Annotated in this window: 12 protein-coding genes, 1 tRNA gene and 1 pseudogene; 5 read left to right on the forward strand and 9 right to left on the reverse strand. The window is 67.6% G+C overall.

Annotated features, from left to right (window positions below):
* The 6 genes and pseudogenes from FW784_RS07725 to FW784_RS07750 form a co-directional block, all read right to left on the reverse strand.
* A pseudogene (locus tag FW784_RS07725) lies at positions 1–374 on the reverse strand (anti-sigma factor); the annotation flags it as partial.
* A gap of 2 nt (positions 375–376) precedes the next feature.
* Complete coding sequence (locus tag FW784_RS07730; RefSeq protein WP_149352784.1) at positions 377–934, reverse strand: sigma-70 family RNA polymerase sigma factor; 558 nt, start codon at positions 932–934, stop codon at positions 377–379.
* A 211-nt stretch (positions 935–1,145) separates the two neighbouring features.
* On the reverse strand, positions 1,146–1,415 hold the full coding sequence (locus FW784_RS07735; protein WP_149352774.1) for a CBU_0592 family membrane protein: 270 nt from the start codon (positions 1,413–1,415) through the stop codon (positions 1,146–1,148).
* Positions 1,415–2,176, reverse strand: coding sequence for a 23S rRNA (guanosine(2251)-2'-O)-methyltransferase RlmB (rlmB, locus tag FW784_RS07740; RefSeq protein WP_149352775.1), 762 nt, complete (start codon positions 2,174–2,176; stop codon positions 1,415–1,417). The genes FW784_RS07735 and rlmB overlap by 1 nt, the downstream gene beginning before the upstream one ends.
* Positions 2,177–2,314: 138 nt before the next feature.
* Positions 2,315–4,729, reverse strand: a complete 2,415-nt coding sequence (gene rnr, locus FW784_RS07745) for a ribonuclease R (protein ID WP_149352776.1) — start codon at positions 4,727–4,729, stop codon at positions 2,315–2,317.
* 47 nt (positions 4,730–4,776) lie between these two features.
* Entirely contained in the window at positions 4,777–5,787 is a 1,011-nt protein-coding gene (locus tag FW784_RS07750; RefSeq protein ID WP_187770719.1) for a magnesium transporter CorA family protein, read from the reverse strand.
* Between the two features lie 107 nt (positions 5,788–5,894).
* Between FW784_RS07750 and FW784_RS07755 the strand changes: the two genes are divergently transcribed.
* Positions 5,895–6,515, forward strand: coding sequence for an RES family NAD+ phosphorylase (locus FW784_RS07755; RefSeq protein WP_149352778.1), 621 nt, complete (start codon positions 5,895–5,897; stop codon positions 6,513–6,515).
* A 58-nt stretch (positions 6,516–6,573) separates the two neighbouring features.
* On the opposite strand, the gene FW784_RS07760 is transcribed toward FW784_RS07755, so the two are convergent.
* Both FW784_RS07760 and FW784_RS07765 read right to left on the reverse strand, forming a co-directional pair.
* On the reverse strand, positions 6,574–6,759 hold the full coding sequence (locus FW784_RS07760; RefSeq protein ID WP_149352779.1) for a hypothetical protein: 186 nt from the start codon (positions 6,757–6,759) through the stop codon (positions 6,574–6,576).
* A gap of 719 nt (positions 6,760–7,478) precedes the next feature.
* On the reverse strand, positions 7,479–7,988 hold the full coding sequence (locus tag FW784_RS07765) for a hypothetical protein (protein WP_149352780.1): 510 nt from the start codon (positions 7,986–7,988) through the stop codon (positions 7,479–7,481).
* Positions 7,989–8,419: 431 nt separating this feature from the next.
* Between FW784_RS07765 and FW784_RS07770 the strand changes: the two genes are divergently transcribed.
* Positions 8,420–8,914, forward strand: a complete 495-nt coding sequence (locus tag FW784_RS07770) for a M48 metallopeptidase family protein (protein ID WP_149352785.1) — start codon at positions 8,420–8,422, stop codon at positions 8,912–8,914.
* 363 nt (positions 8,915–9,277) lie between these two features.
* Here FW784_RS07770 and FW784_RS07775 read toward each other — a convergent pair.
* Positions 9,278–9,364, reverse strand: a tRNA-Leu gene (locus FW784_RS07775).
* Between the two features lie 219 nt (positions 9,365–9,583).
* Between FW784_RS07775 and parC the strand changes: the two genes are divergently transcribed.
* From parC to FW784_RS07790, 3 genes are all read left to right on the forward strand, one after another.
* On the forward strand, positions 9,584–11,827 hold the full coding sequence (gene parC, locus FW784_RS07780) for a DNA topoisomerase IV subunit A (protein ID WP_149352781.1): 2,244 nt from the start codon (positions 9,584–9,586) through the stop codon (positions 11,825–11,827).
* Positions 11,828–11,898: 71 nt separating this feature from the next.
* Positions 11,899–12,555 (forward strand): thiopurine S-methyltransferase, encoded by a 657-nt coding sequence (locus FW784_RS07785; RefSeq protein WP_149352782.1) that lies wholly within the window; start codon positions 11,899–11,901, stop codon positions 12,553–12,555.
* A gap of 27 nt (positions 12,556–12,582) precedes the next feature.
* On the forward strand, positions 12,583–14,307 hold a 1,725-nt coding region (locus FW784_RS07790; RefSeq protein WP_149352783.1), incomplete at its 3' end, for a penicillin acylase family protein.

Raw genomic sequence — 14,307 nt, forward strand, 5'->3', positions numbered from 1 at the left:
CCGATCTCGCCTGGCCCCGGACGCTGCAGCGCGACGACCGCGAGCACCGCGGCTGCCGCGAAGCCCGCGGCGGCCGATGCCTTCCAGAATCCCGAGCCGGTCGATGCCACCGGCGCGCGTCCTTCGACAGGCGACCAGCCCAGCCGGGTGCGCAGCCGGGGCCATACATGGGCCGGTACAGGTTCGTCCGCAAATTCCTCATCGAGCGGCGCGAGGCGCGAGGCCCAGTCGGCGACGAGGCGCGCGAACGCCGGGTCGCGCCCGATCCGAAGGCGCGTCTGCAGCCGCTGCGAATCGTCGAGCACGCCGAGTACGTATTCGGCGGCCAGCACGTCGGTCGGCGGCGGATCGCGGTCGATTTCTTGGTCGCGCATGGTCATGGCTCCAGGCACGTCCGAAGTTGCAGCAATCCACGCCGGATCCAGCTCTTCACCGACCCGAGCGGCGCACCGGAGCGCGATGCCAGTTCTTCGTAGGTCGCGCCCTCGAAGAATGCCGTGCGGATCAGGCCGCGCCGGCGATCGTCGAGCTTGTCGAGGCAGCGCTGCAGCCGCTCGCGGTCGTCGGAGGCTTCGGCCTCGTCGACCGGCGAGAGCCCGGCGTCAGGCAATTCATCGCCGAGTTCGATCGCCGTCGTCCGCGCCGCATGACCGGGAGCACGCAGCCGGTCAATGGCACGATTGCGCGCGATCATCGCCATCCACGCCATCGCGCCGGCACGGTCGGGATCGAACTGTTCGGCCTTGTGCCAGATCGTTGCAAACACATCCTGCAGCACATCCTCGGCTTCGGCGCGGTCGGAAAGTACACGGATGCAGATCGCGAACAGTCGCGGCGATGCGAGGCGATACAGGCGCTCGAACGCCTGGCGGTCGCCCTGCGCAACGTGGAGCAGCAGAGCTGCCTGCGGGTCTGCCGTGATGTCGCCCGGCATGGGCATGGTCTCGAGCATGGGGCTCTCATCGAAGCAGTGGCGGGCGGTGTCGAACACGAGTCCTCCGGCGAAGTGCCGAAGGCTGAACGGTTATGCCATCCCCGCCCCGCCCCCGCAAGCGCGCCCCATGGCGTGCACACCGGTAACTACGCGAACGCCCCTCGCGCGGATGCAACCGGCACCCTCGAGCGTTCGGGACAAGGCGGCCGTGTCAGCCGCGCCGCTCGCGAAGGGAACGCAGGATGCCGTACCCGCTCACCGCTACCCAGGCGAGTTCGAGCAGGAACACCGAAAGATTGAACTTGCCGATGAGCGACACGAGGATGCCTGCCGCGCCCAGCAGGTTGAGCACCTGGTAGGTGAGCCCGGTGCCGGACAACCGACGCGTCTGCAGCAGGAAGTAGGCGGCCAGGATCGCGAGCGTGCCGCCGAGGCCGACCACGTCGTACCACTGCAGGGCGATGACGGGATCGTTCTGCATCAGGTGCTGCTCCTCTGTCTGACCGCTTCGAACAACGTGACACCGGCCGCCACGGAGACATTGAGACTCTCGACGCCCGTACCGGCCGCGCCCGGCATCGGAATCGACACCAGTCCATCGCAGGTCTCGCGCGTCAGGCGCCGAAGGCCATCGGCCTCGCCGCCGAGCACGAGGCCCACGTTGCCACGCAGGTCGAGCTTGTACAGCGGGTCGCCGACGTCGCCCGCAAGCCCGTAGAGCCACACGCCGAGCTGCTGCAGCTCCTTCATCGAACGCGCGAGGTTGGTGACCTGCACGACGGGAATCGAATCGGCGGCGCCCGCGGACGTCTTGCGCACCGTCGCGTTGACCTGCACTGACTTGTCCTTCGGGATCACCACGGCGGTGACGCCGGCGGCGGCGGCGCTTCGCAGGCAGGCGCCTAGATTGTGCGGGTCCTGCACGCCGTCGAGGATCAGCAGTAGGGCGCGTCCCTCGGCGCCTTCGACAAGCCCCTGCAGCTCGTTCTCGCTCCACGTATGCGCCGCGACGTAGCGGGCGATGGCGCCTTGGTGGCGCACGCCACCCGATGCGCCGTCGAGCGCCTGCGTGGCGACGCGGCGCACATCGATGGCGAGGCGACGTGCCTGGGTCTCGATCTCGAGCAGGCGCGGATTCTTCGCGCCGGCTTCGATCAGGACTTCGCGCACATGTTCGTGATCGTTCTGCAACGCGGACCAGACGGCATTGATGCCGGCGATCCACTGGTTCTGTTTGCTCATGGGGCTATTGTGCCGCGCATCGCGTGGATGCGCTTTCGGGTGGGCCGATCACGTCAGCGGAGCAGAGACCGCCGCGCGGCGGCGACGGAACGGCCAGACGCTCGCGTATCTTTCCGCGAGCGCCGTGGACGTCCGCGTTCAGTACGCCTGCTTCTTGCGCTTGGCCGGCTGACCGCGCGGCGGCAACGGCATCGCCCCGCTGCCCTCCTCCGTCAGGCGGAAGTCGATCTTGCGGTCTTCGACGCTCGCCTTCAGCACGATGATTTCCGCGCGATCACCCAACCGGTACTCGCGCCCGCGGCGCTCGCCGGTGAGCGTCTTGCGGATCGGGTCGAAGTGATAGAAATCGTTCGGCAGTTGGGTGACGTGCACCAGGCCGGTCACCTTCGACTCGTCGAGTTCGATGAATAGGCCGAAGCTGGTCACGCCGCTGATCGTGCCGTCGAACTTTCCGCCGATATGCTGCTCCATCCACGCGGCGCGATAGCGCTCGTCGACCTCGCGTTGCGCTTCATCCGCGCGGCGCGAGCGCTCTGAGGACTCCAGTGAAAGCTGGGCCATCGCGCTCGGCGAGTAGCGGAATTTCTCCGGTCGTTCGCCGCTGAGCGCGTGCTTGATCGCGCGATGCACCAGGAGGTCGGGATACCGGCGGATGGGCGAGGTGAAGTGCGCATATGCCTCGAGCGCCAGGCCGAAGTGGCCGACGTTGCCCGGCGAATACACCGCGAGAGACTGGCTGCGCAGCAACACCGATTCCAGCAGCGTCGCGTCGGCGCGGTCGCGGATCTTCTTGAGGAGCTCGGTGAAGTCGCGCGGCTCGACCTTCGACCAGGCCGGCATGCGCAGCCCGAATTCCTTCAGGAACTCCAGCAGGTCGGTGTACTTCTGCTCCGGTGGCCGCTCGTGGATGCGATACGGCGCCGGAACGTCGGCGCTGATGAGGAAACGCGCGGCCTCGACGTTCGCCGCGATCATGCACTCCTCGATGAGCTTGTGCGCGTCGTTGCGCTGGATCATCCCGGCCTGCGTGACGTCGCCCTGCGGGCCAATCACGAAGCGAACCTCGCTGGACGCGAACTCGATCGCGCCCCGCTTCTCGCGCGCGCGGACCAGCACCTGGAACAGCTGGTGCAGCTGCTCGACATTCGGCATCAGCGAACCGATGAGCTGGCGCGCATCGGCCTTGGCCTCGTCGGTGACGTCGTCGCCGATCGCGTTCCACACCTGGGTGTACGTGAGGCGCGCATGCGAATGCATGACCGCTTCGTAGAACTTCGACGAGGTCACCTGCCCCTTGCGATCCACCTGCATGTCGCAGACGAAGCAGAGCCGGTCGACCTGCGGCTTGAGCGAGCAGATACCGTTCGACAGCGTTTCGGGCAGCATCGGCACGACGAAACCGGGGAAGTACACGCTGGTGGCGCGCTTCTGGGCTTCGTCGTCGAGCGCCGTGCCGGGCCTGACGTAAGCCGAGACGTCGGCGATCGCGACGATCAGGCGGAAACCCTCGGCATTCGGCTCGCACCAGACCGCATCGTCGAAGTCCTTCGCGTCCTCGCCATCGATGGTGACGAGCGGGACCTTGCGAAGGTCCACCCGGCTTGCGGCGGCGGCGGCGTCGACTTCCACCGGGATCGCGGCGGCCTGCTCGAGCACCTGCGGCGAAAATTCGTGGGGAATGTCGTGTCCGTGGATCGCGGCCTGCACGGCGAGCGAAGCCGTCAGCCTGTCGCCCAGGACGGTCAGCACGCGACCGACCGGCATGCGCTTGCCGTCGGGCATTTCGGTAATTTCGACGACGACGAGCTGTCCGTCACGGGCGTCGTTTCGTTCGTCGAGCGGGACCAGAACGTCCTGCTGGATGCGGCGATCGTCCGGGATCACCACGCCGGCGCCGGCGCGTGTCTCGTAGCGCCCGATCAGTCGCGTCAGGCGACGCTCGAGCACTTCGACGATCGCGCCTTCGCGACGACCACGACGGTCGATGCTGGTCACGCTGGCGAGCACGCGGTCGCCGTGCATGACCTTGCGCATTTCGGCCGGCGGCAGGAACAGGTCATCGCCATTGCCCGGATCGGGCTTGAGGAAGCCGAAGCCATCCGGGTTGGCGATGACCACGCCCGGCAGCAGGTCGACGCGTTGCGCCGGAAGGAACGCGCCCTTGCGGTTCTGCAGCAACTGGCCGTCGCGCAGCATCGCGCGCAGGCGGAACCCGAGTGCTTCGCGGCGCTCGTCGTCGTCGATCCCCAGCTGTCCGGCGATGGCGTCCAGCGGCAGCGGCCCGTCGGCTGCGGCGAGCAATTCAAGGATCATTTCGCGGCTGCCGATCGGCCGTTCGTAACGCGCGGCTTCGCGACCCGCTTGCGGATCGACCGACGGCGCGGGGCCGCGGCTCGCCTTCAAAGCCGAACGCGGCGGCTCGGGCAACCACGGTGGACGCTTGGACTGCGCTGCCCCACCGCCCTTCCGCGCCCCTGCACCACTTCGGTTACCGCCGCTGTGCGGGGGCTTTCCGGCGCCGCTGCGCCCGTCTGTTGGTTTCTTTCCTTTCATGAACGAATGGTCTCACACGTTCATGACGGCGACGTCGGCCCAGACGCTCAGCGGCCCCACATCTTCAGCCGCCAAAGGGCCCACGCGCCCGACCCGACCACGAGCAGGGCGATGAGCCCGCTGGCGATCTCGAACCCGCGTTCGCCGGCGTCGAACAGATGCGCCTGGAAATTCATGCCGAGTACGCCCGCGATGGTGGCGGCCAGCCCCATCGCCACGGTCACGACGGTCAGCGTGTGCATTGCCTGGTTGGTGCTCTCCGAAGACCTCGAGGTGTACAGGTCGAAGCTGCCGTTGACGAGTTCGCGCGCGCTCTCGATGACCGACACCACGTGCCCGTAGCGCAGGCTCACCGCGCGACAGTGACGCTGCGCCGAATCCGACAGCCGCGGGTCGAAATCGGGACGCCCGAGCGCGTCGAACAGGTCGCGCTGCGCTGCAAGGTGGCGGCGGAGCTTGGACGCCTTGTGCCTCAGGCTCTGCAACTCGGCGAGGTAGCCGGGGCGGGCGCGTCGCAGGATGAGCAGCTCGATGCGGTCGAGCGACGACTCGAATGCGTCGCGCGCGTCGAGGTAGTCGGTGAGCATCCGATCGAGCAGGCCCATCGCGAAGCTCGTCGCCTCGAGCATGCCGATACGCATCTGGTCCGCCTCGTTGCCGAGGACGCCGGCAATGAAATCGATGTGACCGCGATGGACAGTCGCCACCACGTTGGGGCCGATCCCCATCGCGACGAACGTCTGCGTTGGTTGCTTCTCGTCGTGCCAGTTCAACGCGCGCAGGTGGAGGTAGGTCCAGTCGCCCTCGATCACCAGGCCGAACGTGCCGCCAGCGTCGGGATCGAGCCGTTGCACGTTCGCGCCGAGCGCCGCGAGTTCCTGCGGCAGGCCGTCGGCCACGTTCGCATTCACCCATAGCAACCGGTGGTCGGGTACCGACGCATGGGCGAACAGCGAGTCGGGATCGATTTCGCGGCAGACCTGGTCGTCCTCGAACAGCAGCACGCGCAACCGGCTCGCGGCCGGGTCGGCGCAGGACGTGTCTTCCTCGGTGGCCATGTCATTCTCCCGTGCCAGGCGCCGCGGCTTCACGGTCGACATGGCCTTGCCTTGTTAGAACGCATGCGTCGGCCGTTGCCCAGCGCCGCACGCCATGCGAGGACGCCATGCAGACCCATCCGCCCGTCACGACCCGTGAAAAGGACCTCGACAAGGCGCTCAAAGACACGTTCCCGGCGAGTGATCCGCTGTCCGTGACCGCGCACCTCACGGCGACACCCACCAGCGACAGCCTCGTCGAATCCGACCGCAGTGCCGACCATCCCGGCACGGTCACGGTGTACCGGATCGTTCGCGACGAGCAGAAGGACAAACCCTTCGCGGGCGATGCCGCCGACGCCGGTCGCTGGACCTCGGAGGGGACGCCAGCCATCTACGCAACGCTGTCGCCCGGCACCGCACTGCTCGAGTTCCTGGCGCACTGCGATGACACGCCGCCCGCGAGCGCGTACCTGGCGAGAGCGCAGATCCCGGTCGAGCGTATCGACGTGCTGCAGGCCTACCCGTCGACCTGGCGCCAGCACCCGTATCGCCGCGACGTCCAGCAGGTCGGCGACGCATGGTCGGCCGCTCACCGCTCGCTCGCGGCCAAAGTGCCCAGCGCGATCTGCGAGGAAGCCAGCAACCTGATCATCAACCCGGCACACGTCGATTCCCCGCTGATCCAAGGCGTGCAGGTCACGCCCATCGGCATCGACCCGCGGCTGCGCCGCATAGCGGGCAGCTGAGGCCGGAATCGAAAAACCCGCGGCGAGTCGCGGGTTTTTCGAAGGCACCATCCGCCTGTCAGTGCTGCGTCTGGCGATCGCCGCGATCACCCTGGCCGGGGCCCGCGTCGGTCTTCGAATGCTGCCTGCGGTCCTGCGAAAGGGAACGGCCCACGTCCGCCGACTCGGTGAAACGGCCCTTGTCGTCGCGGCGCACGAAGCGCTTGTCGCTTTGGGTCGGCTCGATCAGTTCGCGCTTGCTCATGGCTCTCCATCCTCGAACGGGCTCGGAACGTGGTTCGAAATTGTCCCAGCGGCGGTGAAGACGGAGGCAAGAGCAGCCAACCGCGGGCCAGACGCGTGCGGACTGTTTACGTACGATTGCTCTTTGCGTGCATTCGCCGCGATCGCAGTCACGTGCGCCTGCGGACGAACGCTGGCTCGCGTTTCTTCATACCGCCAGTCTTACGGATCGCGTTCACCACGTCGGTGATCTCGATGGGCTCTGGACACCGCGGGCACCGGTGGAGGTCCGGTATGGCTGTGGGGTAGCAGACGCTCACGCGCACGAACGCAACTCACCTGGAAGCGACGCGACCGATACACCGCTTCTGGAGTCAGGTTGACGTCGGAAACCGCGGGATCGAGCGCCGGCGCGCCGTGCACGGACGCAGCCGGTCCGCTGCAGTCTTCTTCCTCTGAGGTGCGCAGTCGCCATCCAGGAAACTGGCGCCGAAGCGGCGCCCACAAGCTAGCCCGGCAGGTCTGCGCCAGCCCAGCCATGACGGCGCCGTTGCGACGCCTTTTCGCGACTGCCAACACACGCGGTACTCCGCGAGGTGAGCTGCAGCTGGGAAAAATCGCTTGCGGACGCCTGCGTAGCGACGTGAGCAGCGCCCGCGAGCGGCGCAGCCCAGAACGCGCCCGTGTCCTGCGAAGCCTACGGCCGCCGCGCAGGTGCAGTCCCGCACGACGTCCCGGCGTTCAGTGCTTGTCGCCGGCCTTCGCAGGCGCGGTCGCGGCCGGTCGCGCAAGCGTCTTCGCCGATGTCGCGTTGCCTGCCTTTTCGACACGGAACTCGTTTATCGCGACGCCGACGTCGATCCCCTCGCCGTGGCCGGCCAGTGCCAGCGACACGCGCCCCTTCGACGCCACTTCGACCTCACCGGTCTTGACCAGGCCGATATGGCCGCTGAGCGTGGCGTACCTGCCGACGACATCCTGGATCGTTCGCACGCGCGTAAACGTGCCCCTGCCATGGTCGATCTTCCATTTGCCGGCGCTCAGCCCCACGCCCTTCGCGATGATCTTCACCGGCATGCTGCTGCCGTCCGAGCACGTCACCGTGCCGGGGCCCTCGCCCTGCTGGTAGAGCACGGACCAGTCGCGCGACTGGAACTGCAGCTTGCATTTGACGTCGCGGTCCTTGGTGGCGCCGGTTGGCACCGCCAGCACCATCGCCACCGCGACACCGATCAATGAACTGCGTTGCATGGCCGCTTCCTGGGTCGCGCCGGATTGCGCCCGTGGATTACGCGCGACCGTGAGGATCGCGGTTCTGACGCGGGTCAACATTCGGACGCGGCCGCGTGCCGACACGGCAGCCATGCATGACGCCGGACCAAGCACGCGGACGTCCGGGGCCTCGTACCAGAAGCCCGCTTGCCCCACGCCCCCAAGCGAGAGGTGGCGCCGAAGCAGACGCGTTGGCAGTCGATACGGCACCGCTTCGCGGCGGGGCTTGACTCAGCGGAACCCCGTCCTGATGTTCCGTTCGGGTCAAAGCGGACGTTCCAACCGTCCGAGACACGTCTGCGCCCGGGCGCCTGCGGCGACCGTTGGCCGCGTGCGCGCGCATCCGGGCACGTGCGCCTACGAAGCGGTGCGCCATACTCGTGGTCTACGTCCACGTCTCGCCGAGCTTGATGCGACCGTTGAAATACCTTGGTGGCTACCCACCGCATGTGCTCGCGCGTGTGCATGCGCTCATTGAGCAGGGGCGGCTGAGGGACGTACTGGGAGGCCGGTACGGCGAACTGCATTCCGTGCGTACCGATGGCCAGCTCTACGATTACGTTCAGGCCCTGAAGGAGCGGCATCTACGCCAATCGGTTCCGCTCGCCAAGGTTGTCTACGACAACAAGCTGCAGGTGATGAAGCACGCATTGGGCACCCATACGAGCATTTCCCGCGTGCAGGGCGACCGACTCAAGGCCAGCCGGGAGATTCGCATCGCGACCGTGTTTCGTGACTCGCCCGCCGAATTTCTGAAGATGATCGTGGTGCATGAGCTAGCGCATCTGAGAGAGCCCGAGCACGACAAAGCCTTCTACCGACTGTGCACGCACATGGCGCCGGACTACCACCAGCTGGAGTTCGACCTGCGCCTGTACCTGACTCTGCTGGATCTGGATACCTGATCCGATCGCGGTGCGTCGCCGGCCGGCCTCGAAGCGCACGATGCCAGCGATATGTCCGCTGTCCGCTTTCGGCCAATGGCGGACGATGCGTGCATAGCCGCCGGCGTGCGTCTGGGTAAGCGCTCGGCGACCCCGGGTATCGGATACGACCTTGTCGAGAGCTACCGTGAGGCCTTCTCGATACGGGGCACATGCGTTCTAACTGTAGGCCCCTTCTGCAAGTCTTCCCGAGTCCACTGAACGTTCGCTCTGTGGACCACTTCTCAACCGCCTCGACGGGTTGCGCCTGAAACAAAAAACCCGCCATCTCGGCGGGTTCTTCGTAGATCTCATGATGTCGCGGGACTTCATGAAACCATCTGTTGGTGCCCGGGAGAGGACTCGAACCTCCACGAAGTTGCCCCCGCTAGCACCTGAAGCTAGTGCGTCTACCAATTCCGCCACCCGGGCAGGGTGCGGCGCGTATGTTGGGGCGGTGGCGGCGCGATGTCAACGCTTATCGGGTGTGGACCCCGCCGCGCCCGATCGCGGCCGGTGAGACACGCGCACCCGAAGCTGGGCCTGCGACGGCGAGCCACGGCGCGCACGTAGAATCTCTTGCGAAATCGCAGTTCCCCGGGCCGAGCCCGCACCCTCGCGAGCGCCGCTCGCGTCGCCTCCCGGATGTCCATGACCGACTCGCCCCGTTCCACCTTCCACGGCTTCGAGCAGATTCCGCTGCGCGAATATGCCGAGCGCGCCTACCTCGACTACTCGATGTACGTCGTGCTCGACCGCGCCCTGCCCTTCATCGGCGACGGGCTCAAGCCCGTGCAGCGCCGCATCGTCTATGCGATGAGCGAGCTCGGCCTGAATGCCGGCGCGAAGCCGAAGAAGTCCGCACGCACGGTCGGCGACGTGATCGGCAAGTTCCATCCGCATGGCGACAGCGCTTGCTACGAGGCGCTGGTGCTGATGGCGCAGCCGTTCTCGTACCGCTACCCGCTGATCGAGGGCCAGGGCAATTTCGGCTCGCAGGACGATCCCAAATCCTTCGCGGCGATGCGCTACACGGAGTCCAAGCTGACGCCGATCGCCGAAGTGCTGCTGGGCGAACTCGCGCACGGCACCGTCGACTGGGATCCGAACTTCGACGGCACGCTCGAGGAGCCGAGCTGGTTGCCGGCGCGCCTGCCGCACCTGCTGCTGAACGGCACCACGGGCATCGCGGTGGGCATGGCTACCGACGTGCCGCCGCACAACCTCCGTGAGGTGGTCAGCGCGTGCGTGCGCCTGCTCGACGACCCCGACGCGACGACGCGCGACCTGTGCGAGCACGTGCTCGGCCCGGACTACCCCACGCCTGCCGAGATCATCACGCCGCGTGCGGACATCGTGCAGATGTACGAGACCGGCCTCGGCAGCGTTCGCGCGCGCGGCGTGTGGCAGAAGGACGGCCCGAACATCGTGATCACCGCGCTGCCCTACCAGGCGTCGCCGGGGAAAATCATCGAGCAGATCGCCGCGCAGATGCGCGCGAAGAAGCTGCCGTGGCTGGAAGACATCCGCGACGAGTCCGACCACGCGAATCCGACGCGCATCGTGCTGGTGCTGCGCAGCAATCGTGTCGACGTCGACCCGCTGATGGGCCACCTGTTCGCCACCACCGACCTCGAACGCAGCTACCGCATCAACTTCAACGTCATCGGTCTCGATGGCAAGCCGCAGGTCAAGAACCTGCGCGCATTCCTGACCGAATGGCTGCAGTTCCGCAGCGACACCGTGACGCGGCGCCTGAGCCACCGGCTGGAGCGCGTCGAGCGCCGGCTGCATATGCTCGACGGCTTGCTCGTCGCCTTTCTCAACCTCGACGAAGTCATACGCATCATCCGCTCCGAGGACGAGCCCAAGCCCGTCCTCATGGCGCGGTTCGGGCTCGATGCCGAGCAGACCGACTACATCCTCGAGACGCGCCTGCGCCAGCTCGCGCGGCTGGAGGAGATGAAGATCCGCGGCGAGCAGAACGAGCTGGCCACCGAGCGCGACCGCATCCAGTCGATCCTCGCGAGCAAGGCCAAGCTCAAGAAGCTGATCAAGGACGAGCTTCTCGCGGACATGAAGAAGTTCGGCGACGACCGTCGCTCGCCGCTGGTCGCGCGCGGCGCGGCGCAGGCGATCTCGGAGTCCGAGCTGGTGCCGAGCGAGCCGATGACCGTGGTGGTCAGCCAGAAGGGCTGGGTGCGTGCGGCCAAGGGCCACGAGATCGACGCGGCCAGCCTCAACTATCGCGAGGGCGACGAGTTGCTCGCCGCCGTGCGCACGCGCAGCACGTCGCAGGTGGCGTTCATCGACTCGACAGGGCGCAGCTATTCGACGGTCGTGCATTCGCTGCCGTCGGCGCGCGGCAACGGGGACCCGCTCACCGGGCGTTTTTCGTCCCCCTCCGGGGCATCGTTCCAGGCGGTCGCCAGCGGCGAGCCCGAGCAGCTGTTCCTTCTCGCCACCAGCCAGGGCTACGGGTTCGTGACGAAATTCGAGAACCTCGTCGGGCGCAACAAGGCCGGCAAGGCCACGTTGTCGCTGACGCCGAATGCCGAAGTGCTGCAGCCCTCGCCGGTGGCGCCGGCCAAGGGTGCGCGCGTGGTGGCGGCGACGAACGCCGGCCACGTTCTGGTCTTCCCGATCGACCAGCTGCCCGAGATGGAACGCGGCAAAGGCAACAAGATCATCGAGATACCGAAGGCCAAACTCGGCACCGAGCGCGTGATCGACGTGGTGGCGGTCGGGCCCGAGCAGTCGCTGGTGGTGATGTCGGGCGCGCGCACGATGACGCTGGGCTACAAGGATCTCGACCCCTACATCGGCCAGCGAGGCGCTCGCGGCGGGCTGCTGCCGCGCGGCTGGCAGAAGGTGGAAGGCCTGCTGGTCGAGTGAGGTAGCGCTGCGCACTGGTCGTCGCGGCCGCGGTGATCGACACTCGACGCTCGGAAGACGAGGGTGCGGACATGGAACGCGATTTCTGGCTCGAACGCTGGCAACAGGGCCGTATCGGGTTCCATCAGGACCGGCCCACGCCGTTGCTGCTCGAACACTGGCGTTCGCTGGACGTCGCGGCCGGCAGCCAGGTGTTCGTGCCGCTGTGCGGCAAGTCGCTCGACATGGCCTGGTTCGCATCGCAGGGCTTTCGCGTTCTCGGCGTCGAGCTGTCCCGGGAGGCCGTCGAGCAGTTCTTCGCCGAGCATGGCCTCGAAGCGGAAATCGAAGACACCCGATACGGGCGATACCACCGCGCGGGAGGCATCGAGATCATCTGCGGCGACGCGTTCGCGCTCGACGAATACGTGTTGCGCGGCTGCGCCGCCGTGTTCGACCGGGCGGCGCTGATCGCGCTGCCTCCATCGCTGCGCGAGCGCTACGCCCATGAGCTGTACGCCCGTCTTCCGGCGAACTGCCGGGGTGTACTCATCACACTGGAGTACCCGCAGCACGAAAAGGCCGGGCCGCCGTTCTCGGTGCCGCAACCTGAGGTCGAATCCCTTTTCGCGCGCCACTGGCACGTGCAGGTGCTCGCGCGTCACGACATCCTTGCCGAGCAGCCCGGCTTCGTCGCCGAAGGCGTGACCGCGCTGCACACCGTGGCCTACCGGCTCGACCGGCGCTGAAACCCGCGTCGGACCGGGGAGATCGGAATGCATAGCTGGATTCGCTGGACCCGCCGCTTGCTGATCGGCGTAGCGGTGCTGGTGTCGGCGCTTGCGATCGCTGCGTGGCTGACGCTGCGCGCGAGCCTGCCATTGCTCGACGGCGACATCGCCATCAAAGGGTTGTCGGCGCCGGTGCGGATCGTGCGCGATGCAGGCGGCACGGTCACCATCGAAGCGTCCAACGAACGCGACGCGATGCGCGCACTCGGCTACGTGCACGGCCAGGAACGTTTCTTCGAAATGGACCTGATGCGCCGGCTGGTCGCTGGCGAACTCGCCGGCCTGTTCGGGCCGGCCGCGCTTCCGACGGATCGCGCGCATCGGAAGGACCGGCTGCGCGAACGCGTGAAGGCCAACCTGGAAGCCGCGCTCGACGGCAGGCGCGACGTGGCGCAGGCGTACGCCGACGGAGTCAATTCCGGGCTCGGCGCGCTGTCGGCGCGGCCCTGGACCTACGTGCTGCTGCGGCAGGCGCCGCGCGCCTGGCGCATCGAGGACACCCCGCTGGTCGGCTACGCGATGTATTACGACCTTCAGGACGCGAGTGACGCGCGCGAACGCTCGCTGGCCGAGGTTCTGCCGCATCTGCCGCAGGCGCTTCGCGCACTGGTCACGCGCGACGGCACGTCATGGGATGCGCCGCTCGAAGGCGCCGCCCGTGGCGACGCATCGCTGCCGGGGGCGAAGGACATCGATCTGCGCGGATGGTCCACGGCCGCGACGAGACTCGTGCGAGAGCCGTCGCGTCGCGAAGTCGGCAGCAACAATTTCGCGGTGGCCGGTCGGCTTACGGCGGACGGCCGCGCCATCCTCGCCGACGACATGCACCTTGGCCTGAGGGCGCCGAACATCTGGTTCCGTGCGCGGCTGCGGTATGCGGACGCCGCCGCAGCCGGCGGGCACGTGGACGTCAACGGTTTCACCTTGCCCGGCCTTCCCGGCGTGGTGGTGGGCAGCAATACGCACGTGGCCTGGGGCTTCACCAACAGCTACGGCGACTGGGTCGACTGGATCACGGTGCCCGGCTGCACGGTCGCTGCCTGCCCCCAGGCGCGGACGTACCGCGAGAGCATTCCCGTCGCAGGTGGCGAGGACGCCGCCCTCGACGTGCAAGAAACGCAGTGGGGGCCCATCGACCGCTTCGACGCGTCCGGCAATGCCGTGGCGCGTCGCTGGGTTGCACACCTTCCGGGCGCGCTCAACCTCGGCGTGCTCCGCATGGCGCGAGCGGCGTCGCTCGACGCTGCCATGCGCACCGCGGACCGCATCGCGATCCCGGCGCAGAACATGCTGGTTGCCGACGCTGCAGGCCGCATCGGGTGGCGGCTCCTGGGCCCGATGCCGCAGCGCTCAAGCGGCTGCAATGCCGCTGGCGTCTCCGACGGCGCCGCCTGCCCGCCCTGGCCGATTTCCACCGCCCATGCACCCATGCTCGTCGACCCGCCGTCCGCGCGACTCTGGACGGCGAACGCGCGCGTCACCGACGGTGACGACCTTCGCCGCATCGGCGACGGCGGCTATGTCCTCGCCGTGCGCGCGCACATGATCCGCGACGACCTGGCGGCGCGATCGCGATTCACCGAACGCGACCTTCTCGCGGTGCAGCTCGATGATAGGAGTCTGTTCCTGCAACGCTGGGCGACGCTCATGCACGCGGCCGCCGCGTCGACGCGCGGGGGATCGGCGCTGCGGGCGCTCGACCTCGGCCCA

The organism is Cognatilysobacter lacus (genome assembly GCF_008274655.1).
In the GTDB taxonomy this organism is placed as follows: Bacteria; Pseudomonadota; Gammaproteobacteria; order Xanthomonadales; family Xanthomonadaceae; genus Cognatilysobacter; species Cognatilysobacter lacus.

Excerpts from the sequence above, each read along its gene's own strand:
- FW784_RS07730 (WP_149352784.1), bottom strand. The coding sequence starts at position 934 with ATGCCGGGCGACATCACGGCAGACCCGCAGGCAGCTCTGCTGCTCCAC.
- FW784_RS07735 (WP_149352774.1), bottom strand. The coding sequence starts at position 1,415 with ATGCAGAACGATCCCGTCATCGCCCTGCAGTGGTACGACGTGGTCGGC.
- rlmB (WP_149352775.1), bottom strand. The coding sequence starts at position 2,176 with ATGAGCAAACAGAACCAGTGGATCGCCGGCATCAATGCCGTCTGGTCC.
- rnr (WP_149352776.1), bottom strand. The coding sequence starts at position 4,729 with ATGAAAGGAAAGAAACCAACAGACGGGCGCAGCGGCGCCGGAAAGCCC.
- FW784_RS07750 (WP_187770719.1), bottom strand. The coding sequence starts at position 5,787 with ATGGCCACCGAGGAAGACACGTCCTGCGCCGACCCGGCCGCGAGCCGG.
- FW784_RS07755 (WP_149352778.1), top strand. The coding sequence starts at position 5,895 with ATGCAGACCCATCCGCCCGTCACGACCCGTGAAAAGGACCTCGACAAG.
- FW784_RS07760 (WP_149352779.1), bottom strand. The coding sequence starts at position 6,759 with ATGAGCAAGCGCGAACTGATCGAGCCGACCCAAAGCGACAAGCGCTTC.
- FW784_RS07765 (WP_149352780.1), bottom strand. The coding sequence starts at position 7,988 with ATGCAACGCAGTTCATTGATCGGTGTCGCGGTGGCGATGGTGCTGGCG.
- FW784_RS07770 (WP_149352785.1), top strand. The coding sequence starts at position 8,420 with ATGCGACCGTTGAAATACCTTGGTGGCTACCCACCGCATGTGCTCGCG.
- parC (WP_149352781.1), top strand. The coding sequence starts at position 9,584 with ATGACCGACTCGCCCCGTTCCACCTTCCACGGCTTCGAGCAGATTCCG.
- FW784_RS07785 (WP_149352782.1), top strand. The coding sequence starts at position 11,899 with ATGGAACGCGATTTCTGGCTCGAACGCTGGCAACAGGGCCGTATCGGG.